Annotated in this window: 17 protein-coding genes and 1 rRNA gene; 8 read left to right on the top strand and 10 right to left on the bottom strand. The window is 70.8% G+C overall.

What is annotated here, in order from left to right; genetic code table 11:
• Positions 1–153: 153 nt before the first annotated feature.
• The gene (locus ACZ592_RS40260) at positions 154–657 is read right to left on the bottom strand and encodes a DUF6912 family protein (RefSeq protein WP_471586749.1); all 504 of its coding nucleotides are present in this window, start codon (positions 655–657) and stop codon (positions 154–156) included.
• A 375-nt stretch (positions 658–1032) separates the two neighbouring features.
• On the opposite strand from ACZ592_RS40260, the gene ACZ592_RS40255 reads away from it, so the two are divergent.
• Complete coding sequence (locus ACZ592_RS40255) at positions 1033–1482, top strand: Rv3235 family protein (RefSeq protein ID WP_471586747.1); 450 nt, start codon at positions 1033–1035, stop codon at positions 1480–1482.
• Between the two features lie 200 nt (positions 1483–1682).
• On the opposite strand, the gene secA is transcribed toward ACZ592_RS40255, so the two are convergent.
• A complete protein-coding gene (gene secA, locus ACZ592_RS40250) occupies positions 1683–4514 on the bottom strand; it encodes a preprotein translocase subunit SecA (protein ID WP_471586746.1) in 2832 nt (943 codons plus the stop codon).
• 223 nt (positions 4515–4737) lie between these two features.
• On the opposite strand from secA, the gene ACZ592_RS40245 reads away from it, so the two are divergent.
• Both ACZ592_RS40245 and ACZ592_RS40240 read left to right on the top strand, forming a co-directional pair.
• Complete coding sequence (locus ACZ592_RS40245; RefSeq protein ID WP_471586745.1) at positions 4738–5310, top strand: GNAT family N-acetyltransferase; 573 nt, start codon at positions 4738–4740, stop codon at positions 5308–5310.
• 49 nt (positions 5311–5359) lie between these two features.
• Complete coding sequence (locus ACZ592_RS40240; protein ID WP_471586744.1) at positions 5360–6523, top strand: winged helix-turn-helix domain-containing protein; 1164 nt, start codon at positions 5360–5362, stop codon at positions 6521–6523.
• 38 nt (positions 6524–6561) lie between these two features.
• On the opposite strand, the gene ACZ592_RS40235 is transcribed toward ACZ592_RS40240, so the two are convergent.
• From ACZ592_RS40235 to mtnA, 7 genes are all read right to left on the bottom strand, one after another.
• Positions 6562–7305: a response regulator gene (locus tag ACZ592_RS40235; RefSeq protein WP_471586743.1), complete on the bottom strand. Its 744-nt coding sequence runs from the start codon at positions 7303–7305 to the stop codon at positions 6562–6564.
• Between the two features lie 194 nt (positions 7306–7499).
• Positions 7500–8192 carry a ribosome hibernation-promoting factor, HPF/YfiA family gene (gene hpf / locus ACZ592_RS40230; protein WP_471586742.1) on the bottom strand — a complete coding sequence of 231 codons (693 nt, stop codon included), beginning with the start codon at positions 8190–8192 and terminating at the stop codon, positions 7500–7502.
• A gap of 314 nt (positions 8193–8506) precedes the next feature.
• Positions 8507–9352 carry a ComF family protein gene (locus ACZ592_RS40225; protein WP_471586748.1) on the bottom strand — a complete coding sequence of 282 codons (846 nt, stop codon included), beginning with the start codon at positions 9350–9352 and terminating at the stop codon, positions 8507–8509.
• Positions 9353–9445: 93 nt separating this feature from the next.
• Positions 9446–11332: an LpqB family beta-propeller domain-containing protein gene (locus tag ACZ592_RS40220; RefSeq protein ID WP_471586741.1), complete on the bottom strand. Its 1887-nt coding sequence runs from the start codon at positions 11330–11332 to the stop codon at positions 9446–9448.
• Positions 11322–13526: an MtrAB system histidine kinase MtrB gene (mtrB, locus tag ACZ592_RS40215; protein WP_471586740.1), complete on the bottom strand. Its 2205-nt coding sequence runs from the start codon at positions 13524–13526 to the stop codon at positions 11322–11324. The genes ACZ592_RS40220 and mtrB overlap by 11 nt, the downstream gene beginning before the upstream one ends.
• A 1-nt stretch (position 13527) precedes the next feature.
• A complete protein-coding gene (gene mtrA / locus ACZ592_RS40210; RefSeq protein WP_189176211.1) occupies positions 13528–14217 on the bottom strand; it encodes a two-component system response regulator MtrA in 690 nt (229 codons plus the stop codon).
• 282 nt (positions 14218–14499) lie between these two features.
• Positions 14500–15657 carry an S-methyl-5-thioribose-1-phosphate isomerase gene (gene mtnA / locus ACZ592_RS40205; protein WP_471586739.1) on the bottom strand — a complete coding sequence of 386 codons (1158 nt, stop codon included), beginning with the start codon at positions 15655–15657 and terminating at the stop codon, positions 14500–14502.
• Between the two features lie 140 nt (positions 15658–15797).
• On the opposite strand from mtnA, the gene ACZ592_RS40200 reads away from it, so the two are divergent.
• Genes ACZ592_RS40200 through ACZ592_RS40180 form a run of 5 tightly spaced genes read left to right on the top strand, consistent with a single transcriptional unit; the run spans position 15798 to position 21396 of the window.
• Entirely contained in the window at positions 15798–17117 is a 1320-nt protein-coding gene (locus ACZ592_RS40200; RefSeq protein ID WP_471586738.1) for a DUF7847 domain-containing protein, read from the top strand.
• Positions 17118–17121: 4 nt separating this feature from the next.
• Positions 17122–17847: a DUF4129 domain-containing protein gene (locus ACZ592_RS40195; RefSeq protein WP_471586737.1), complete on the top strand. Its 726-nt coding sequence runs from the start codon at positions 17122–17124 to the stop codon at positions 17845–17847.
• Positions 17844–19100 carry a DUF4350 domain-containing protein gene (locus tag ACZ592_RS40190; RefSeq protein ID WP_471586736.1) on the top strand — a complete coding sequence of 419 codons (1257 nt, stop codon included), beginning with the start codon at positions 17844–17846 and terminating at the stop codon, positions 19098–19100. The genes ACZ592_RS40195 and ACZ592_RS40190 overlap by 4 nt, the downstream gene beginning before the upstream one ends.
• A complete protein-coding gene (locus ACZ592_RS40185; RefSeq protein ID WP_471586735.1) occupies positions 19097–20086 on the top strand; it encodes an AAA family ATPase in 990 nt (329 codons plus the stop codon). Before ACZ592_RS40190 ends, ACZ592_RS40185 begins: the two co-directional genes overlap by 4 nt.
• Positions 20086–21396 carry a DUF58 domain-containing protein gene (locus ACZ592_RS40180; protein WP_471586734.1) on the top strand — a complete coding sequence of 437 codons (1311 nt, stop codon included), beginning with the start codon at positions 20086–20088 and terminating at the stop codon, positions 21394–21396. Before ACZ592_RS40185 ends, ACZ592_RS40180 begins: the two co-directional genes overlap by 1 nt.
• A gap of 96 nt (positions 21397–21492) precedes the next feature.
• On the opposite strand, the gene rrf is transcribed toward ACZ592_RS40180, so the two are convergent.
• Positions 21493–21563, bottom strand: a 5S ribosomal RNA gene (rrf, locus tag ACZ592_RS40175); the annotation flags it as partial.

Here is a 21563-nt window from a genome sequence, read left to right as displayed (position 1 = left end):
CGCAGGGATAGCGAGTACGTACATACCCCCGCGACCCCGCCCCACAGACGAACCCCAGGGGCGCGGGGAACTGCGCGACCAGCCACACCACACCCACAGACGAAGACGAAGGACGAAGACGAAAACGCCCCCAGGACCGCCCAAGGAACGAGATCAGATCAACCCGGGAATCTCCTGCGTGGCAAACCAGAGCAGCTCGTGATCCCCCGCCCCGTCCACAACGAAGTGCGCGTCGTCGTCCCCATGATCCGCGGCCCCGAGCGCCGCCGCGGCCGCCCCCACGTCCCCCTCCGCGTCATCCGAGTCGACATGCACGGCCGCCACCTTCCCCAAGGACAGCGCCTCAGCGATCCGCACCTCCCCGAGCGCCCCCCGGTCCAGCCCCCGGTCGGGATCGGCGACCGCCGCCCCGTCCGGCACGTCCGCCGCGAGGACGACCCGCCGCCGAGCCACCCCCGGATCCCCCGCGATCAACCGCAGCGACGCCAGCGCCGCCCGGTTCAGCGCCGCGTACTCCAGCTCCTCGATGTCGTCGGAGAGGTACCACTCCCGCAGGGCGGGCGTCACGGCATAGGCGACCAGCGGCCCGGGCCCCAGCTCCCCGGCCTTGTACGCCTCGGCGAGCCGGGGCAGGGTCAGCGGAACGTAGACGCGCATGGTGACCGCTTTCGTTCGTGTCCGCACCGGCGGACTCCGTGGTCGTGGATGACCTTCAGGATACGTGCGGCAGCCCCGCGCCGAGAGGCGCGGAGTCCCCCATCGAGGTCCCCCCACCACCCCCGGGCCCGTCAACGCACACCACGAATCTCACCCACCCCCACCCAGCAACGCCAACGCTTCCGCGTCCACGCACCCCCCTGATAGGTGAACCGCGCCCCCGCCCCGGCGCCCCGCCCGAGCCCTTGCGCAGACGGCTCCCGCCCCCGTACAAGATCCCCAACGAAAAAGTTACTCCCCGGTACAACCGGCTCGCCCAAAGCAAGCCCCCCCCACCCCGACCTCGGACCATCGAGCAAGTCAACGGAGGCACCCGTGCGCAAGGTGATGACAAGGCCCCGCCCCCGCCCGACCGCCGGCCGCCCGCCCGCGGGCCGCCCTCCCACCCGGACCGACTCCCGCCGCCCCTCGGACCGCCGCCCCACGACGATCCCCGCCCAGCCCCCGCCCCACCCCACGGAGCTCTTCGCGGAACGCCTCGTCCTGGTCCTCAGCGGCCAGCGCCCGATGCACTGGGTGGCCCGGCACATCGCCAACACGGCCTTCGACGACCTGGCCCGCCTGGCCGAGCTCAGGCCGCTCTGCGCGGACGGCCACCGCCCCACGATCCACCGGATCGGCCACTACCAACCGCACCCGGAGACGTACGAGGTCTTCGCCCGCATCGCGACGGGCCCCCGCCTGCGCGCCCTGGCCTTCCGCATGACACTGGGCGCGGACCGCAGGTGGCGCTGCACGGCAGTGGAAACAGACCCACCCTCATAGAACCCACAAGCCGCCCACACCACCCACCCACCAGCCCGCAGCCACAGCCACAGCCACAGCCACAACCCCTGAGCACGCCAAAGGGGCCGGACAGAAGCCCGGCCCCTCCAGACGTCACAACGGAACGTCACAACGGGACATCACAGCTGGACATCACAACGGGACGTCACATCCCGTCACGTCACAGCGACAGCGACGCCTCACTTCTTGCGCCGCCGCCCACCCTTCTGAGCCTTGCGCCGCTCCGCACGCGTCATCCCGTCCGCCTCGGACCGGACCTCGGAGCCGTCCGTGGTGAAGTCGCCCTCGTCGACCCCGCCCTCGGCGTTCGGCGCCTGGAAGTGCAGGCGGTCGGGCCGCTGCGGCGCTTCGAGACCCTTGGCGTGGATCTCCGGCCGAGAGGCCCCCGCGGGCACCGAGTCCTGCGCGCCGTCCTTGGCGAGCGAAGGCGCCGCGTCCTCGACGGGGACTTCCTCGACCTGCTGCTCGACCTGGACCTCCAGGTTGAACAGGTAGCCGACGGACTCCTCCTTGATGCCGTCCATCATGGCGTTGAACATGTCGAAGCCCTCGCGCTGGTACTCGACCAGCGGGTCCTTCTGCGCCATGGCCCGGAGGCCGATGCCCTCCTGGAGGTAGTCCATCTCGTAGAGGTGCTCGCGCCACTTCCGGTCGAGCACCGAGAGGACGACCCGGCGCTCCAGCTCACGCATGATCTCGGAGCCGAGCTGCGTCTCACGCGCCGCGTACTGCTCGTGGATGTCGTCCTTGATGGACTCGGAGATGAACTCGGCGGTGAGGCCGGCGCGGTCGCCCGCGTCCTCCTCCAGCTCGTCCACGTCGACCTTGACGGGGTAGAGCTGCTTGAAGGCGCCCCACAGCCGGTCCAGGTCCCACTCCTCGGCGAAGCCCTCCGCGGTCTCGGCGGAGATGTACGCGTCGATGGTGTCGTCCATGAAGTGCGTGATCTGCTCCTGCAGGTCCTCGCCCTCCAGGACGCGGCGACGCTCGCCGTAGATGACCTCGCGCTGGCGGTTGAGGACCTCGTCGTACTTGAGGACGTTCTTGCGGGTCTCGAAGTTCTGCTGCTCGACCTGCGACTGCGCGGAGGCGATGGCGCGGGTGACCATCTTGTTCTCGATGGGCACGTCGTCCGGCACGTTCGCCATGGACATCACGCGCTCGACCATCTGCGCCTTGAAGAGACGCATCAGGTCGTCACCGAGCGACAGGTAGAACCGGGACTCGCCGGGGTCGCCCTGACGTCCGGAACGGCCGCGCAGCTGGTTGTCGATGCGGCGCGACTCGTGCCGCTCGGTGCCGAGCACGTAGAGCCCGCCGAGGTCCTTGACCTCTTCGAACTCCGCCTTGACGGCCCGCTCGGCCTTCTCCAGGGCGGCGGGCAGCGCGGCGGCCCACTCCTCGACGTGCTCGACGGGGTCGAGTCCGCGCTGGCGCAGCTCGGCCTCTGCGAGGTCGTCGGGGTTGCCGCCGAGCTTGATGTCGGTGCCTCGTCCGGCCATGTTGGTGGCGACGGTGACGGCGCCCTTGCGGCCGGCCTGGGCGACGATGGTCGCCTCACGGTCGTGCTGCTTGGCGTTCAGCACCTCGTGCTGGACACCGCGCTTGGAGAGCTGCTGGGAGAGGTACTCCGACTTCTCCACGGAGGTGGTGCCGACCAGGATCGGCTGCCCCTTCTCGTGCTTCTCCGCGATGTCGTCGACGACGGCGGCGAACTTCGCGACCTCGGTGCGGTAGATCAGGTCGGACTGGTCGGCGCGGACCATCGGCCGGTTCGTCGGGATCGGCACGACGCCCAGCTTGTAGATCTGGTGGAACTCGGCGGCCTCGGTCATGGCCGTACCGGTCATGCCGGAGAGGCCGCTGTCGTAGCCGTCGCGCTTGTAGAGGCGGAAGAAGTTCTGGAGGGTGATGGTCGCGAGGGTCTGGTTCTCGTCCTTGATGTCCACCCCTTCCTTCGCCTCGATCGCCTGGTGCATGCCCTCGTTGTAGCGGCGGCCGGCGAGGATACGGCCGGTGTGCTCGTCGACGATCATGACTTCGCCGTCGATGACGACGTAGTCCTTGTCGTTCTTGAAGAGCTCCTTGGCCTTGATGGCGTTGTTGAGGTACCCCACGAGCGGCGTGTTCACCGACTCGTAGAGGTTGTCGATGCCGAGCCAGTCCTCGACCTTGGCGACGCCGGACTCGTGGATCGCGACGGTGCGCTTCTTCTCGTCGACCTCGTAGTCGCCGGTCTCCTCGATGCCCTTGAGCTGGTTGCCGGGCTCACCCTTGGTGAGGCGGGTGACCAGCTTGGCGAAGTCGCCGTACCACTTGGTGGCCTGGTCGGCGGGGCCGGAGATGATCAGCGGCGTACGGGCCTCGTCGACGAGGATCGAGTCGACCTCGTCGACGATCGCGAAGTTGTGGCCGCGCTGGACCAGCTCCTCCTGCGACCACGCCATGTTGTCGCGGAGGTAGTCGAAGCCGAACTCGTTGTTCGTGCCGTACGTGATGTCGCAGCTGTACTGCTCACGACGCTGGGCCGGCGTCATGTTGGCCAGGATGCAGCCGACCTTCAGGCCCAGGAACTTGTGGACGCGGCCCATCATCTCGGAGTCGCGCTCGGCCAGGTAGTCGTTGACCGTGATCAGGTGGACGCCCTTGCCGGACAGGGCGTTCAGGTACGCGGGCAGCGTGCCGACGAGGGTCTTGCCCTCGCCGGTCTTCATCTCGGCGACGTAGCCCATGTGCAGCGCGGCCCCGCCCATCATCTGGACGTCGTAGTGGCGCTGGCCCAGGACGCGCTTGGCGGCCTCACGGACCGTCGCGAAGGCCTCGGGCAGGAGGTCGTCAAGCGTCTCGCCGTCGGCGTAACGCTCCTTGTACTCCTCGGTCAGCGCGCGCAGCTCGGCGTCGGAGAGGCTGACGAAGTCCTCTTCGATGGAGTTGACCTGGTCCGCGATGCGGTGCAGCTTGCGCAGGATCTTGCCTTCGCCTGCACGCATGATCTTCGAGAGGACGGACACGGGGGTTGGTCTCCTTGCCGGTCGGGCCTGGCATGGTCGGTTTTACTCGTCGGGCAACGGCCATCGTATGCGAGGACCAGGCCGCGCCGGGAGGGCTGCCATGAGGTCAACGGGCGAGGAGCGCCGAAGGTGCCGGGTTGCACCCGTGAGTGCCACGTGAGTGGTGATCCCACAAGCCGCTAAAACGCTGGCTCCGCGGGCCTCGTCCCAGCAGAATCGTTTGATGGAGCCCGTCACACTCACCACCGAACGTCTGTTCCTGCGCGGCTTCGCGCCCGAGGACATCGACGAGATCCACCAGGCCTGCCAGGACCCGGAGATCCAGCGCTGGACGACCATCCCGTCGCCGTACACACGCGTGGACGCCGAAACCTTCGTGCACCGGATCGTCCCGGACGCCTGGCACCACGACCTGGAGTACACCTTCGCCGTCCGCCCCCTGGAGGGCGGCCCGCTCCTCGCCGCCGCAAGCCTGCACCACCCGCGCTCGGGCTCGTGGGAGGTCGGCTACTGGACCGCCAAGGAGCACCGCGGCCGCGGCTACATGACGGAGACCGTGCTCGGGCTCGCCCGCTGGGCCTTCACGGAGTTGCGCTGCACCCGCCTGGAGTGGCGCGCGGAGGTCGGCAACACGGGCTCGCGGGCGGTCGTGGAGAGCGCGGGCTTCACCGTCGAGGGCGTGCACCGCGCGGGCCTGCTCAACAAGGGCACGCTCCGTGACTGCTGGGTCGGCGCCCTGCTGCCCTCGGACCTCGGCATGTCCTCGCCGTACCCGTACTTGCCCGCGCGGCGCTGACCGGGGCGCGGGGGCTCCGTTGTCAGTGCCGCCGCCTATCGTTTCGGCCATGACGAGCCTGCCGAGTCCCGCCATCGCACTCTCCGCCGACGAGGCCCGCCGCATCGCCCTGCGCGCCCAGGGTTTCCTGGGGGCTCCCGACCGCAGGTCCGGTGCGCGGGGTGTGCTGCGGCACCTCGGTGCGGTGCAGCTCGACACGATCTCGGTCCTGGCCCGCTCCCACGAGCTCATTCCGTACGCGCGCCTGGGCGCCGTGGGCCGCGACACCGTCGAGGCGGCGTACTGGACGCAGACCCGCGCGTTCGAGTACTGGTCGCACGCCGCGTGCATCCTGCCCATCGAGGAGTGGCCGCACTTCGCCTTCCGCCGCCGCGCCTACCGCTCCCGCCCGCACTGGCACCACGACCTGCCCGCGGGGGCGTACGACCAGGTCATCAAGCAGCTGCGCGCCGAAGGCCCGCTCACGGCAACGGAGTTGGGCGGCGCGAAGAACAAGGGCGAGTGGTGGGACTGGTCCGAGTCGAAGATCGCCGTGGAGCGCGCGCTGATGTACGGCGAGGTGGTGTGCACCGAGCGCCGCTCCTGGAAGCGGGTGTACGACCTGGCGGAGCGGGCGATCCCCGAGCCGCTGCTCCACGACGACCTGGACGACGCGGAGTGCCTGCGGCGCCTGGTCCGCCTGGCCGGTGAGGCCCTGGGGGTCGGCACGCGCGCGGACATCGCCGACTACCACCGCCTCAAGGGCGAGCAGTTCGACGCGGTGGTCGCGGACTCGGGCCTGGTGCCGGTGACGGTCCAGGGCTGGGACAAGCCGGCCTGGGCGGACCCGAAGGCCCTGGAGACGACGCCCCGCGGCCGGCACCGCACGACGCTCCTCTCGCCCTTCGACTCACTGATCTGGGAGCGGGCGCGCACGGAGCGGATCTTCGGCTTCACGCACCGCCTGGAGGCGTACGTGCCCAAGCCGAAGCGGATCCACGGCTATTTCGCGATGCCGCTGCTCGCGGGCGGCAGGCTCCTCGGCCGCGTCGACCCGGCCCGCGAAGGCAGCACGCTGGTGGCCAGGCAGGTCTCGCTGGACACCCCCAAGGCGGTGGCGCCGATGGCTCAGGCGTTGCTGGAGGCGGCTTCCTGGGTCGGCTGCGACTCCGTACGGGTGGAGCGGGTGAACCGCCCGGAGCTGACCGCGGAACTGGTCCGCGCCCTCGGCTGACGGCTGCCTCCTCCCGGTCCGGTGAGGTCACCGCGCGGTCACCGGATCTCGAGGATCTTCTCCCGCATCGCGTACACGACGGCCTCCATCCTGGAGTGCAGCTGCAGCTTCTCCAGGATATTGCGCACGTGGTTCTTCACGGTGTTCTCGGAGATGAACAACTCCTTGGCGATGTCGCGGTTGTTCATCCCGGTCGCCACCAGCTTGAGCACCTCCAGCTCGCGGTCGGTCAGCCGCGGCGCGGGCACCAGTCTGCGTTCGTCGGTGCGCTGGATCATCGACTTGAACTCGGTGAGCAGCTTGGACGCCATCGAGGGACTGATCTGCGACTGTCCGTCGGCCACCGCGCGGATCGCCGTGGCCACCTCGTCCGTGGAGATCTCCTTGAGGAGATAGCCGGTGGCGCCCGCCTTGATCGCGTCGTAGAGGTCGGCCTCCTCGTCGCTGATCGTCAGCATGATGATCTTGGCGCTGGGAGCCACCTCCTTGATGGAGGTGCACGCCTCGATGCCGCCGCGCTTGGGCATGCGGACGTCCATCAGCACGATGTCGGGCAGCAGATCGGCGGCCTTGTCCACCGCCTCCGCGCCGTCGCCCGCCTCTCCGACGACCTGGATGTCCTCCTCGGCGGCGAGGACGATCTCCAGGCCCCGGCGGAAGAGGGCGTGGTCATCCACGACAAGGACCCTGATGGGCTCCTTGCGTGGGGCGCCCGCGTCCGTGCCGATGCCGATGCCGTCGTCGGCATCCTCGTGACGCATCGGTCCGAAGCTGTCCGCCATCGTTCCTCCCCCATGAAGGCCGAGGCCTGTTGTGCTTCTGCTGCGCCAACCCCAGGCGGCAGCACACCGGTTGACCGGCCCGCCCATGATTTCATGCCCGGCGCCGGTGCGGTGCGCGCACTGGGCGCACGGTGATGCCCCTGGGGGCGCACAGGCGCTCCAGGGGCACCACCACGGCGGTCACAGGGCTGTGATCAGCCGCCGAGGGCTCCGCCGCCACCGGCAGACTCGGCCTTGGCGACCATGGGGTCGGTGTTGAGCCGGATGACGCCGTAGTCGTAGGCGTGCCGTCGGTAGACGACGCTTGGTTCCTTGGATTCGGAGTCGACGAACAGGTAGAAGTCGTGTCCGACCAGTTCCATCTCGTAGAGCGCCTGGTCGAGTGTCATGGGGGCCGCGACGTGCGTCTTCTCGCGGACCACGAGGGGTCCTTCGCCCTGGACCTCCAGGGAGCCGATCTTCTTGACCGGTACGCCGTCGGGCTCTTCGTCGCGCGCGATGGAGCCGTCTCCGTTGAGGTACGCCGCGTCCGGGACCCGCTCGGCCACTTCGGCGGCGGAGAGCCTGCCGTTGCCCCGCCGGTTGTGGCGCTTCTCGTGCTGCTTGCGCAAGCGCGCGTCGAGCTTGGCGGTGGCCAGGTCGAGCGCCGCGTACGGGTCTGCCGCCGAGGCCTCCGCGCGAATCACGGGCCCACGTCCGCGGACGGTGATCTCCACGCGGTCGGAACGGTCGGCCTGACGCGGGTTGGTTTCCTTGGACACCTCGACGTCGAGGCTGATCACCTTGCCGTCGAGCTTCTGGATCTTGTCCAGCTTCAGCTTCTCGGCCACGTGCTTGCGGAACCGCTCGGGCACCTCGGTCTTGCGGCCCTTGACGACGATGTCCACGCAGAACTCCGTTCCCGGATTGCTCCGCTTCGGATGCGGAGCATCTCCCTTTTGCACCAGACTCCGGTGACTCCCGAAGTCTCGGACTCGGTGACTTCCACCTCCTCCTCCCCCGCGGGCAAGATCTCCACCCCACCGGCCCGGGTGATTGCGAAAAACCCACGGACCGGCATTCCGATATACGAGGGACGGCGTCCGCCATTCCTCACAACCGAACATATCTCGCCAGGACGGATGTCGTCACCCTCTACTGCCGCGTACCTCCATTCAGGTGTATCGACCCTCTCACTACCTGCAACGATGCAAGTTCTCAATCAGTTCCGGTTTATTTCGAAAGAATCCGGTGGGGCAGCGACAACGGCGGCACTGATCACCTTCTCGCGCCCCAATAAAGGCCCGCACGCAACCCCCGTTCCCTGTTCCCGCACGGCCTCCGCCCGCACGTTCCCTTCCATGCATAGAGCACGTAATGCCCGGGCGGCCTCCGCCAAAGAGGCACCCGTGGTCATCAGGTCGTCGACGACCACGATCCGGCCACCACCCGCCACCAGCCGGCCGCCCCCGGCGGTCACCTCCAGGGCGCCCGCCAGATTGGCCTGCCGCTGCCGGGAGTCGAGCCCCGACTGGTCGGCCACCGCACGCCGTTGACGCAGTACCGCGAGCACCCGCGCCGGCATCCCCGCCCGCCGCAGCTCACCCGCCGCGACGAGGGCGATCCGCCGCGCCGGATCGTGCCCGCGAGCCCGCACAGCAGCCCGCGCCGAGGGCACAGGGACGAGCGACACCGGCATCACACGCCCCTGTGGACCATCCTGTGTGCCGCCTACCCTCGTTCGTGCCCCCGTATCACCCCGATCCTGGAATTCGCCCCGCAGCGCGGCCCACACGGCCCCGGCCAGAGCGGCCCCCAGCGGCCCCGCGAGGCCCAGGGCGCCCCGCTCCTTGTGCGCGAGCAGCACGGCCCGCGCGGCGTCCTCGTACGGCACGGCGGCATGCACGACGGGCAGCCCCGGCGGTTCCGGCACCGGTCGCACCCGACGCGGCACCCTCGCGCACAGAGCGGCCCGGCACTCGCCGCAGAGCGCCGTCCGTGGCTCCCCGCAGCCCCCGCACTCGGCCGGCAGCACCAGGTCGGTGAAGTCCCGCCACCACCCCCGCATGCCCACCACTGTGCCAAGGCGGGGACCACCCGGCCACCCCTGTGGACAACGGCCCGCCGCTGACGGCCCGTTGGCCTTACCCCCTCGGCCCGCTCACCCCGGGTAGACCGGAGCAAGGCCCTCCTTCACCACCGTCTGCCACTGCGAGCCCGTCGGCAGCCGCACGATCCCGTCGTCGGAGTGCGCCACCAGCGGCTGCCGCTCGTCCTCGGACGCCGCGATCTCCATCACGCCGGTCAGACCGGGCAGCGCGGTGCGCGGCAGCACCGAACCGTCGCACTGGACGTACCGGATCTGCTGCACACCGCCGGTCTCCCTGCCGACCACCACGAGACGGCTCCCGCCGGCCCACGACATGGCCGTGACCTCTTCCATCTGCGGCGCCGCGGGGGTGGGGTCCAGCACCGAGATCTCGGGCTTGCCGCCCTTGCCCTCGGCGCGGTCGGCGCGGCCGATCCACAGGGACTTCTTGCCGTCCTTCTCCACGAGGAGGGCGATGCGCACGCCGTCGGCCGCCACCCGCACCTCCTCGACGTTCCCGTCCAGGGCGGGGAGGTCGACCTCGACCGGCTCGCCCGAGCCCTGGTCGAGCCAGAGCAGCCGGGGCCGCTTCGGATCCCGGTCGGCCACCCACAGGTTGCCCCTGCTGTCCCAACTGGGCGTGGAGAGACGGTCCTTCTCGGACTTGGCCTTGCTGTGCAGCTGCGCCTTGCCGAGCTCGTCGTCCGAGACGAGCGAGCCCGTGTACAGCGACTTGCCGTCGAGCGACACCCCGGCCGCGCGCTGCTCGTCGCGCGAGACCGCCGCCGAACGCAGCGGCTGGTCACCCGTGCCGAGAACACCCGTCACCGGTTCGGGATCCACCGAACTCCCGGCGTTGGCCGACATCCGCACCAGCCGGTGCTTCTCGTCGACGAAGTACTGGTAGTCGGGCCGGTCCAGACTGCGGTGCGCCGCGACGGTCTCGGCGCGATCCTGGCTCAGGACACAGAGCATCGACCCGTTGGAACGCTGCAGCGTCACCTGCTCGACCCCGGAAGGCGTCAAGTCCTGCAAGGTGGAGAGCATCTGCGCGGCCATCTCCTTGCACCGCGTCTGCCCCGCGCCGTCGGCCTTGTTGTTCAGCTGTACGGTCAGCCGGTTCTGGTCGTCCAGCGTCAGCGGCTTGCCGGGCTCCTTGAGCTCGATTCCACCGCCGAACCGCGACTCCACCACCGGCCGGAGCCAGTTGGTCGGCCCCTCCAGCAGCGACTTCACCGTCTGCGTCAGCGGGTCGATGCGCTGCCGGATGTAGACGGGGTCGGCGACGAGCCCCGTCCGGCCGTTCACACCCGCCCCGGTGGGGCCCGCGAAGTAGTACTTGTTGACGGAGCGGTAGATCCGCTGGAAGTCCGACTCCCCGAGCACCACACCGGGCGGCGGCTTGTCGATGCGCCACTCCTTGCCGCCCGGACCGCCGTCCTGGCTCAGGTGCACGGACTGGGTGTACGTCGCGTCCTCGGGCCGGTACGCGTGCTGCTCGTCCACCCGCGCGACCTGCCGGCCGGTCAGCGAGTAACGGCGGCTGCCCTCACCGTCGTTGCCCGCGTTGCCCGCGTCCGTGTTCGGACCGTCGGCGAGCACCGTCGTGGACTCCCCCGGACTCCACTCCTTCGACGCCTGCTTGGTCAGATACTTGCGCGCCATCGCGAACTGCGGATCGTCGCTGGTCAGCGCCTCCAGGAAGCCCTGCACGATCTCCACGGGCCGGGCGCCCTCGCGCGGCGGCATGGCGTACACGCGGACCTGGGACTGCGAGTCCGGACGCTGCGAGGCGTCGACGGACTTCAGATTCCCGCTGTCCGGCATCGAGGCGCACCCGGCCAGGAGCGCGCCGCAGCTGCCCAGCAGAAGACCGGTGCGCAAGGAAGTGCGCGAGGTGCTGCGCGGGGCACGTCTGCGGCCCGCACGGCGGCCACGCCCGTCGCGGTCAGCGCCCACGAGTACTCTCCTCTTCCCTGCCGGTGTGCTTGGCGTCCTTCGCGGCCTCCGCGTCCTCCACGTCCGGCCCCGCGGCACTGTCACCGCTCACCGAGCCGTTCCCTGCGGCACGCGTGTCGCCGTCGGAGGCAGGCCGCCGCTCGTCGAACCCTTCGTCGTCCGGCGCCTCCCCGTCCGGCGCCCCGTCCCTCGGCACGCCGTCCCTCGACGGCTCGTCGTCCAACGGCCGACGCGGCACGACCCGCGCTCCGCTGCCGGGCAGCGCCGTCGGGTCCACGGGGCCGGCCTGCAGCAGCCGCGGCGGTATCGGGCCCTTCGCCGGCACGGGCGGCGAGACCCGCTCGGACGCCGACGCGGGCGCCTGCGCGGGCACCGTGGCCAGCTTGTTCCCGCCGTCGGACGGCAGCCCCGCGTCGTTGAGCCCGCGGTGGCGCCGCGAGTCCTCCGGCTCCAGGGGTATCGGCGAACCCCGCAACGGCTCGTCCGCCGTCCTCGGCAACGTCAGCCTGAACTGCGAGCCACCACCCGGCTCCCCCCAGGCCTGCAGCCAGCCGCCGTGCAGTCGCGCGTCCTCCAGGGCGATCGAAAGCCCGAGCCCCGTACCACCGGTGGTACGGGCGCGCGCCGGATCCGCCCGCCAGAAACGGCTGAACACCCGAGTCGCCTCACCCGGCTTGAGGCCCACCCCGTAGTCCCGCACCGCGACGGCGACCGCACCGCCCGCGGCGGCGAGCCGCACCACGACGTCCTTGCCCTCGCCGTGCTCCACCGCGTTGACCACCAGATTGCGCAGCACCCGCTCCACCCGCCGCGCGTCCGCCTCGGCGACCACGGGCTGCTGGTCCCCCACGACCCGTATGTGCGTGCCCTTGCGCTCGGCGAGCGGCTCCGCACCGCCCACGACCCGGCGGACGACCTCACGGAGGTCTATCGGCTCGGCCTCGAGCGCCGCCGCCCCCGCGTCGAACCGGCTGATCTCCAGCAGATCGGCGAGCAGCGACTCAAAACGGTCCAGCTGATCGGCGAGCAACTCGGCCGACCGCGCGGTCACCGGATCGAAGTCCACCCGCGCCTCGTGAATGACATCGGCGGCCATCCGCACGGTGGTCAACGGCGTACGCAGCTCGTGTGACACATCGGAGACGAACCTCCGCTGCATCCGCGACAGCTCCTCCAGCTGCTGGATCTTCAGCTGCAGGTTCTGCGCCATCTTGTTGAAGGCCTCACCGAGCCGCGCGATGTCGTCCTCTCCGGTGACCTTCATACGTTCCTGAAGGCGCCCGGCGGACAGCCGCTCGGCGATACCGGCCGCCATCCGGACAGGCGTGACGACCTGGCGCACCACCAGCCACGCGATGGCGCCGAGCAGCACCACGACGAAGAGCCCGGCGGTCGCCAGAGTCGTCCGGACCAGGTTCAGCGACTCCTCCTCCTGCGTCAGCGGGAAGAGGTAGTACAGCTGGTACGGGTCGCCGTTGAGGTCGTTGAGCCGCTTGCCGATCACCAGTCCCGACTGCGGCTCCCGGCCGTCGTCGTAGTCGATGCGCGTATTGGCCTGGTAGACGCCCGTGCCGTTGTCGACCTGGCGGCGCAGTTCCTCGGGCACGCTCAGGATCGGCTCCACGCCGCCCGAGGCCCGCGAACCGCGCACGCTCCCCGCGTCCCCCGCGGTCGTCGGGCTCAGCGTCACCACCGCGAAGGCGTTCTGACCACCGCTGGAGAGCTGCTCGACGAGGTCGGACATCCAGACGGCGGCGTTGCGCCCGTCGGCGGTGCTGCCTTCCTGGCCCTGCCCCTGGGCGCTCTGCCGCGCGGCGTTGACGCTGTCCTGAGCGGCCCGGAACCCACCGTCGGCCTGGCTCTGCGACGCCTTGACCTTGGCCTTGAGCAGGCCGTTGTTCACCGAGCTCATGACGGCGAACCCGAGCATGAGCACCACGCCGAGCGACATCAGCAGGGTCGTGACGACGACCTTCAGCTGGATGTTGCGGCGCCACAGCCGCACCGCGGGCAACAGCGGACGGCGCACCCAGCGCACGAACAGACGCAGCACGGGACTGCCCTGCACCCCGCCCTGCAGCAGCAGTCCGCCGTCGACGAGCCGCCCGAACCGTGACGCGCGCCCCGCCGGTCCAGTCCGCCCCGAGCGAGCCCCCGGACCCCCGGGCGCCGAGGTGGAACTGTCCCGGGACACGTCAGCTCGGTCCGGCCTTGTAACCGACGCCACGGACGGTCACCACGATCTCCGGCCGCTCCGGGTCACGCTCGACCTTGGACCGCAGCCGCTGGACGTGCACGTTCACCAGACGGGTGTCCGCCGCGTGCCGGTAGCCCCAGACCTGCTCGAGCAGCACCTCACGCGTGAACACCTGCCACGGCTTGCGCGCCAGCGCCACCAGCAGATCGAACTCCAACGGCGTCAGCGCGATCGACTGCCCGTCCCGCTTCACGGAGTGCCCTGCCACGTCGATGACCAGGTCACCTATGGCCAGCTGCTCCGGCGCGGGCTCCTCCGACCTCCGCAGCCGCGCCCGGATCCGGGCCACGAGCTCCTTCGGCTTGAACGGCTTGACGATGTAGTCATCGGCCCCCGACTCCAGACCGACCACCACATCCACGGTGTCGCTCTTCGCCGTGAGCATGACGATCGGCACCCCGGACTCCGCCCTGATCAGGCGGCACACCTCGATGCCGTCCCGACCGGGAAGCATCAGGTCGAGCAGCACAAGATCAGGCTTGGCCTCCCGAAAAGCAGCCAGCGCCTTGTCGCCATCAGCTACGAACGACGGCTCAAAACCTTCACCACGCAGCACAATCCCGAGCATCTCGGCCAGTGCGGTGTCGTCGTCGACGACAAGGACTCGTCCCTTCATGCCTGACATCATCCCATTCTCGTAACAGTGACTGGGCTGCTGGTGAGGTAGGTCACTGGCCTGTGACGATAGTCGTACGAGGCCACTACTGTCTGCCGCCGACCACCGCCGCCGATGCCGGTAACGGATGCCGACCGCCCCGACCGGAGCCACCTCAGGTCCGATACGACCACCAGCATTTCAGACAGGCTGACGACACCGAACAGCCCAGCCCTGCACCGCTCACCCTCGGCCCACCGCCCAGAGGGAGCCGGGCCGCACCCGTCGATCAGCGACGAGCGCGGCCTCGTCCGATCAGCCGACCGTCACATGGCGCGACCTGGCACACAACTCCGCAAGGCCCTTCGCCGTCACCGGTGACAGCACGCCCTCCTCCGTGACGATCGCCGTCACCAACTCCGGCGGCGTCACGTCGAACGCGGGGTTGTACGCCTGCGTCCCCAGCGGCGCCACCGGTATACCGCCGCCCGCCTCCATCCCGATCACCGGCACATGCGGCGCCGTGACCTCCGTCACCTCATGACCGGCTCGCTGCTCCACCTCGATGGCCGCTCCGTCCGGGGTGTCCAGATCGACGGTCGTCACCGGCGCCACGACGATGAACGGCACATGGTGGTACTTCGCCAGCACGGCGAGCGGATAGCTCCCCACCTTGTTCGCCACCGAACCGTCGGCCGCGATGCGGTCGGCGCCGATCAGCACGGCATCCACCTCACCGGCCGCGAACAACGAACCCGCCGCGTTGTCGGTGAGCAGCGTGTACGCCATTCCGTTCCGCGCCGCCTCGTAGGCGGTGAGCCTGGCCCCCTGCAGCAGCGGCCGCGTCTCGTCCACCCACAGCCTGCGCAGGCTGCCCTCCCGGTGCGCCTTGAGCGCCACCGCGAACGCCGTGCCCTCCCCTCCGGAGACCAGGGCCCCCGTGTTGCAGTGCGTCAGGATCCGGTGGCCGCCACCGGGCATCAGCTCGTCGAGCAGCGCCAGACCGTGCGCCGCCATCCTGGTGCTGGCCTCGGCGTCCTCGGCATGCAGCGCCCGCGCCTCCTCGAGCGCGGCACCGGCCGCCCGCCCCGCGTCGGCCCCGCCCACGAACGCGGCGCGATACGCGGCCTGGGCCCGACGTGCCCCGTACGCGAGGTTGACCGCGGTGGGCCGCGCCCCCGCCAACGAGTCCGCCGCCTCGTCCACGTCGAAGCCACGGGCCGCGGCGAGCGCGACGCCGTACGCCCCCGCGATGCCCAACAGGGGTGCCCCTCGCACCGCGAGCGTCCGGATCGCCTCCACCAGGGCCGGTGCGTCGGTGCACACCAACTCGCTCTCCTCACCCGGCAGCCTGGTCTGGTCGAGGAGCACCACCACAGGGCCTTCAGGTGGGTCGTCCCACCGGATCGCGGGAACCGTCGATGTCTCGGTCGGCCGTTTGTCCTCGCTGGATTGCGCGTACTGATCAGCCATCCGCCCAGTCTGCCCCGTACCCGGCGGACAATTGAAGGTGTACAGCCGCTACGGCGCCCGGTCACCCCGCGGCCACCCCGTGGCACGATGGCTGGCAACCTGCCGCCGCACCCGCGGACGGGCACCTTGAAGGAGCGACGATGAACGACACTCCGGGCTGGGCCTCGCCCGGATCTGCCCCCTCCGACGGACAGGACTCCGGCACGCCGGACGCCGCCGAGCCCGCGGACGGCCGGCAGAGCGGCCCGTCCAAGTGGTCCAAGGAGCAGCCGCCGCCCGCCCAATGGTCCCCGCCCAGCACGCCGGGCCCGGGCCAGGCGCCGCCTCCACCGCCCCCTCCGCCCGGCCAGGGCGGCGGCTGGGGCTGGGGCGGCCGGCCCCCGGGTGGCCCTGGACCGGGTCCTGTCGGCCCGGGTCCCGGTGGTCCGGGTGGCCCCGGCGGCTACCGCGGCTGGGGAGCCTGGCAGGGACCCCCGCCCGCCGCCAAGCCCGGTGTCATCCCGCTCCGCCCTCTCGGTGTCGGCGAGATCCTCGACGGCGCGGTGTCGACCATGCGCGCCCACTGGCGCACGGTCCTCGGCATCTCCCTGACCGTGGCCGTCCTCACGGAAATCGTCGTCGTCCTCCTGCAGGGGCTCGTCCTGAACGAGTCCGTCGACACCGAGGCTCTCGACGACCCGAGCGCGACCGTCGGCGAACTGACCCGTGCCATGGGCGACACGATGATGAGCTCCGGCGTGGTCCTCGTGATCACCCTGCTCGGCACGATCGTCGCGACGGCCCTGCTCACGATGGTCACCAGCCGCGCGGTGCTCGGTAAGTCGGTGACCACCACGGAGGCCTGGCAGGACTCCCGCCCCCAGCTCGCCAAGCTCTTCGGCCTGACGCTGCTCATCCCGCTCATCGGCGCGGCCATCGTCACCGTCGGCGTCATGCCCGGCGTGCTGATCGCGCTGGCGGGCTCCTCCGAGGCCGGCGCGGGACTCGCCGTGCTGGGAGGCCTCGGCGCGGGCATCGCCGCCCTCTGGATCGTGATCCGGCTCTCGCTCGCCTCCCCGGCACTCATGCTGGAGAAGCAGGGCATCAAGAAGTCCCTGGCCCGCTCCGTCAAGCTGGTCCGCGGCTCCTGGTGGCGGGTTTTCGGCATCCAGCTCCTCGCCGCGATCATCGCGAACGTCGTGGCGTCGATCATCGTCATCCCGTTCACGTTCATCGCCGGAGCGGTCAGCGGCGACGGAGTCACCGGCTTCCTCGACAGCACCGGCGAACTGGGCTGGACGTTCCTGATCGTCAGCGGCGTCGGCTCGGTCATCGGCTCCATGCTGACGTTCCCCATCACGGCCGGGGTGACCGTCCTCCTCTACATCGACCAGCGGATCCGCCGCGAGGCCCTCGACCTCGAACTCGCCCGCGCCGCCGGTGTACCCGGCCCGCCCCCGCCCGGCACCCCGGGGAGCTGATGCGGTGACCGCGGCGGGGGCAGTACTCAGAGAGCTCGGAGCGGCACCGCTCCTGCCGCGCGGCGGCGGCGAGCCACCGGTGACGCTCTCGCGCGACCCCGCGCGGGAGGCGGCCGAACGTGAACTGTCCAAGCCGATGTACCACGAGAACGACCCCAGCCTCTTCCAGCGGGCCCTGAACCGCTTCTGGGGCTGGGTCGACGACCTGTTCTCCGCCGCCTCGGGGGCCACCCCCGGCGGCGGGTTCGGGCTCCTGGTCATCGTGCTGGCAGTCGTGCTTCTGGCCTTCGCCCTGTGGTGGCGCCTCGGCACCCCGCATCGCGCCGCCACCTCCGCCCCCGCCCTCTTCGACGACCGCCCCCGCAGCGCCGCGGAACACCGCGCCGCCTCCGAAGCGCACGCCGCCCAGGCGCACTGGAACCAGGCCGTGCAGGAACGCATGCGTGCCGTCGTCCGCGCCCTGGAGGAACGCGCACTCCTCGACCCGCGCCCCGGCCGCACCGCCGACGAGGCCGCCGCGGAAGCGGGCCGCACCCTTCCCGCCCACACCGGCCGACTCCGCGCCGCCGCCCATGACTTCGACGACGTCACGTACGGCGGCCGCACCGCCGGCGAAGCGGCGTACCGTCGCCTGGCCGAGCTCGACCACGACCTGGCGAACACCAGGCCCGTCCTGACCAGCACCGCCCACACCACGGCGAGCAGCGGCACCCGTGGGGCCGCTGAATGACCGGCCCCACCTCGCCCACCGAGCCGCCCCGGCCCGCCGCCCCCACCACGGGCAGGCCCGACACACCACCGCCACCGGCCTCGACGTCGATCGCCCCCACACCCCGCCAGCTCTGGACCCGCTCCCGGGGCATCGTCCTCGCCGTGGTCGTCCTCCTGGTGGCCGCCGTCGCCATCGCCGCGGTCCGCTCCGGCGCCCAGCACGGCCGCCTCGACCCACGCTCCGCCGACACCTACGGCAGCCGGGCCGTCGCCGAACTCCTCGCCGACCGAGGCGTGTCCACCCGCGTGGTCACCAGCACCGAGGAGGCCCGGTCGGCAGTCGGCCGCGACACCACGCTCCTCGTCGCCAACCCCGACGTCCTCACCGACCGCCAGCGCTCCCGGCTCCACGCCACCACCGCGGAGTCCGGCGGCCGCACCGTCCTCGTCACCCCGGGCACCACGTCGGTCGGCGACCTCGCTCCTGGCGTCACCGCGGACGCCACGACCAGCGCCGACTCCACGCTCTCCCCCGACTGCTCCCTCCCTGCGGCCCGCCGCGCCGGCAACGCCGACATGGGTGGCATCCGCTACGACACCCTCGCTCCGGATGCCGAGGCCTGCTACCTCAGCGACGGACTTCCCAGCCTCCTGCATCTCCCCGCCCCCCGCGGAAAGGGCGACACCGTCGTCCTCGGCGCCCCCGACATCCTCTTCAACGACCGTCTCGACGAGCAGGGCAACGCCTCGCTCGCTCTCCAACTCCTGGGATCCCGCCCCCACTTGGTCTGGTACCTCCCCTCGCTCTCCGACGACCAGGCAGCCACCGACTCCGAGCGCCGCGGCTTCTTCGACCTGATCCCCTCCGGTTGGCGCTGGGGCACCCTGCAATTGGCGGTTGCCGCCGTACTCGCCGCCCTGTGGCGCGCCCGCCGCCTCGGCCCCCTCGTCGCCGAACGCCTCCCCGTGGCCATCCGTGCCTCCGAAACCGTCGAAGGGCGCGCACGCCTCTACCGCAAGGCGAACGCCCGCGACCGCGCCGCCGCGGCCCTACGATCCGCCGCCCGCACCCGCCTGGCCCCCCTCGTCGGTGTGTCCCCCACCCAGGCACACGCACCCGAATCCCTGCTCCCCGCGCTGTCCACCCGGCTCCGCGATCCCGGCCAGGACCTGCACCCCCTCCTCTTCGGGCCGCCTCCCGGCAACGACGCGGCACTCATCGCACTCGCCGACCAACTCGACGCCCTCGAAAGAGAGGTACGCCACTCATGATGGACCCGACCACTGACACCGGGCCCACCGGAGATCCCCGCAGCTCACGCGCTTCCCTCGAAGCCCTGCGCGCCGAGATCTCCAAGGCCGTGGTCGGCCAGGACCCCGCCGTCACCGGACTCGTCGTCGCCCTCCTCTGCCGCGGTCATGTCCTACTAGAAGGAGTCCCTGGGGTAGCGAAAACGTTGCTCGTGCGGGCCCTCGCCGCCAGCCTCGAACTCGACACCAAGCGAGTCCAGTTCACCCCCGACCTCATGCCGAGCGACGTCACGGGCTCCCTCGTCTACGACGCACGCACCACCGAGTTCTCCTTCCAGCCGGGCCCCGTCTTCACCAACCTCCTGCTGGCCGACGAAATCAACCGCACCCCGCCCAAGACCCAGTCCTCGCTCCTCGAAGCGATGGAAGAACGCCAGGTCACAGTCGACGGCACCCCGCGCCCGCTCCCCGATCCCTTCCTCGTCGCGGCCACTCAGAACCCGGTCGAGTACGAAGGCACGTACCCGCTCCCCGAAGCCCAACTGGACCGCTTCCTCCTCAAACTGACGGTCCCGCTCCCCTCCCGTCAGGACGAGATCGACGTCCTCACCCGGCACGCGGACGGCTTCAACCCCCGCGACCTGCGCGCCGCGGGCGTACGCCCCGTCGCCGGCCCCGCCGACCTCGAAGCCGCCAGGGCCGCCGTCGCCAAGACCTCCGTCTCCCCCGAGATCACCGCGTACGTGGTGGACGTGTGCCGCGCCACCCGCGAATCCCCGTCCCTCACTCTCGGCGTCTCCCCCCGAGGCGCCACGGCCCTGCTCTCCACGGCCCGCGCCTGGGCCTGGCTCACCGGCCGCGACTACGTCATCCCCGACGACGTCAAAGCCCTGGCTCTCCCCACCCTCCGCCACCGGATCCAGCTGCGCCCGGAGGCGGAGATGGAGGGCGTCACCGCCGACTCCGTCATCAACGCGATCCTGGCCCACGTCCCGGTCCCCCGCTGATGGCTCTCACCGGACGCACCGCCCTCCTGGCGGCCCTGGGCACGCTCCCCGTGGGCCTCTGGGCCCCGGGCTGGACCGGCATCCTCGCCGTCAACGCGCCGCTGGCGCTGGCCTGCGCCTGCGACTTCGCCCTGGCCGCGCCCGTACGCCGCCTCGGCCTGACCCGTTCCGGCGACACCTCCGTACGCCTGGGCGAGAGCGCCGACGTCGAACTCACCGTCACGAACCCCTCAGCCCGCCTCTTGCGTGCCGAACTCCGCGACGCGTGGCCGCCGAGCAGCTGGCAGCCCGGCTCGGAGATCGCCGCATCGCGTCACCGGCTGGCCATCCCGTCCGGCGAGCGACGCCGCCTCACGACGCGCCTGCGCCCCACCCGCCGGGGCGACCACCAGGCCGACCGCGTGACCATCCGTTCGTACGGGCCCCTTGGCCTCTTCGCCCGCCAGGGCAGCCACAGAGTCCCCTGGGCGCTACGCGTTCTGCCGCCTTTCGCCAGCCGGAAGCACCTTCCGTCCAAGCTGGCCCGCCTGCGCGAACTCGACGGCCGCACCAGTGTGCTGACGCGCGGGCAGGGCACGGAGTTCGACAGTCTCCGCGACTACGTTCCCGGGGACGACACGCGCTCCATCGATTGGCGTGCCACCGCCCGCCAGTCCCGCGTAGCGGTCCGCACCTGGCGTCCCGAACGCGACCGCCACATCCTTCTCGTACTCGACACCGGCCGCACCTCGGCCGGCCGGGTGGGCGACGCTCCGCGCCTCGATGCCTCCATGGACGCGGCCCTGCTCCTCGCCGCCCTGGCATCCCGCGCCGGCGACCGAGTCGATCTTCTCGCCTACGACCGCCGCGTACGCGCCCTGGTCCAAGGCCGTTCAGCGGGGGACGTACTCCCCTCCCTGGTGAACGCCCTGGCCACGCTCGAGCCCGAACTCGTCGAAACCGACGCACGCGCCCTGACCACGACGGCCTTGCGCACTGCCCCCCGCAGTTCCCTGATCGTCCTTCTCACGAGCCTCGAAACGGCCCCCATCGAGGAGGGCCTGCTCCCGGTGCTTTCTCGTCTCACCAAACGCCACAAAGTCCTGGTCGCTTCGGTGGCCGACCCCCATATCGAGAAGATGGCGGCCGCCCGCGGTACGACAGAAGCGGTCTACGACGCCGCAGCCGCCGCCCAAGCCCGATCGGAACGCCATCGCACGGCAGAACAACTTCGACGTCGCGGCGTAACCGTCGTGGATGCCACCCCGCAAGACCTCGCTCCCGCACTGGCGGACGCATATCTCTCCCTCAAGGCAGCCGGCCGACTCTAGAAGAGATTGGCTATGCAGAAAACGGATAGCCCCTGGAACGCAGATGGAACGCAAAAAACCCCCGCACCAGAAGTGCGGGGGTTTTCCTTAAAAGGAGTTCGGCGGCGTCCTACTCTCCCACAGGGTCCCCCCTGCAGTACCATCGGCGCTATGAGGCTTAGCTTCCG

The organism is Streptomyces sp. NPDC040622, assembly GCF_055593965.1.
The sequence above is the reverse complement of the archived record's forward strand: the minus strand, read 5'-3'. Positions and strand labels throughout refer to the sequence as shown.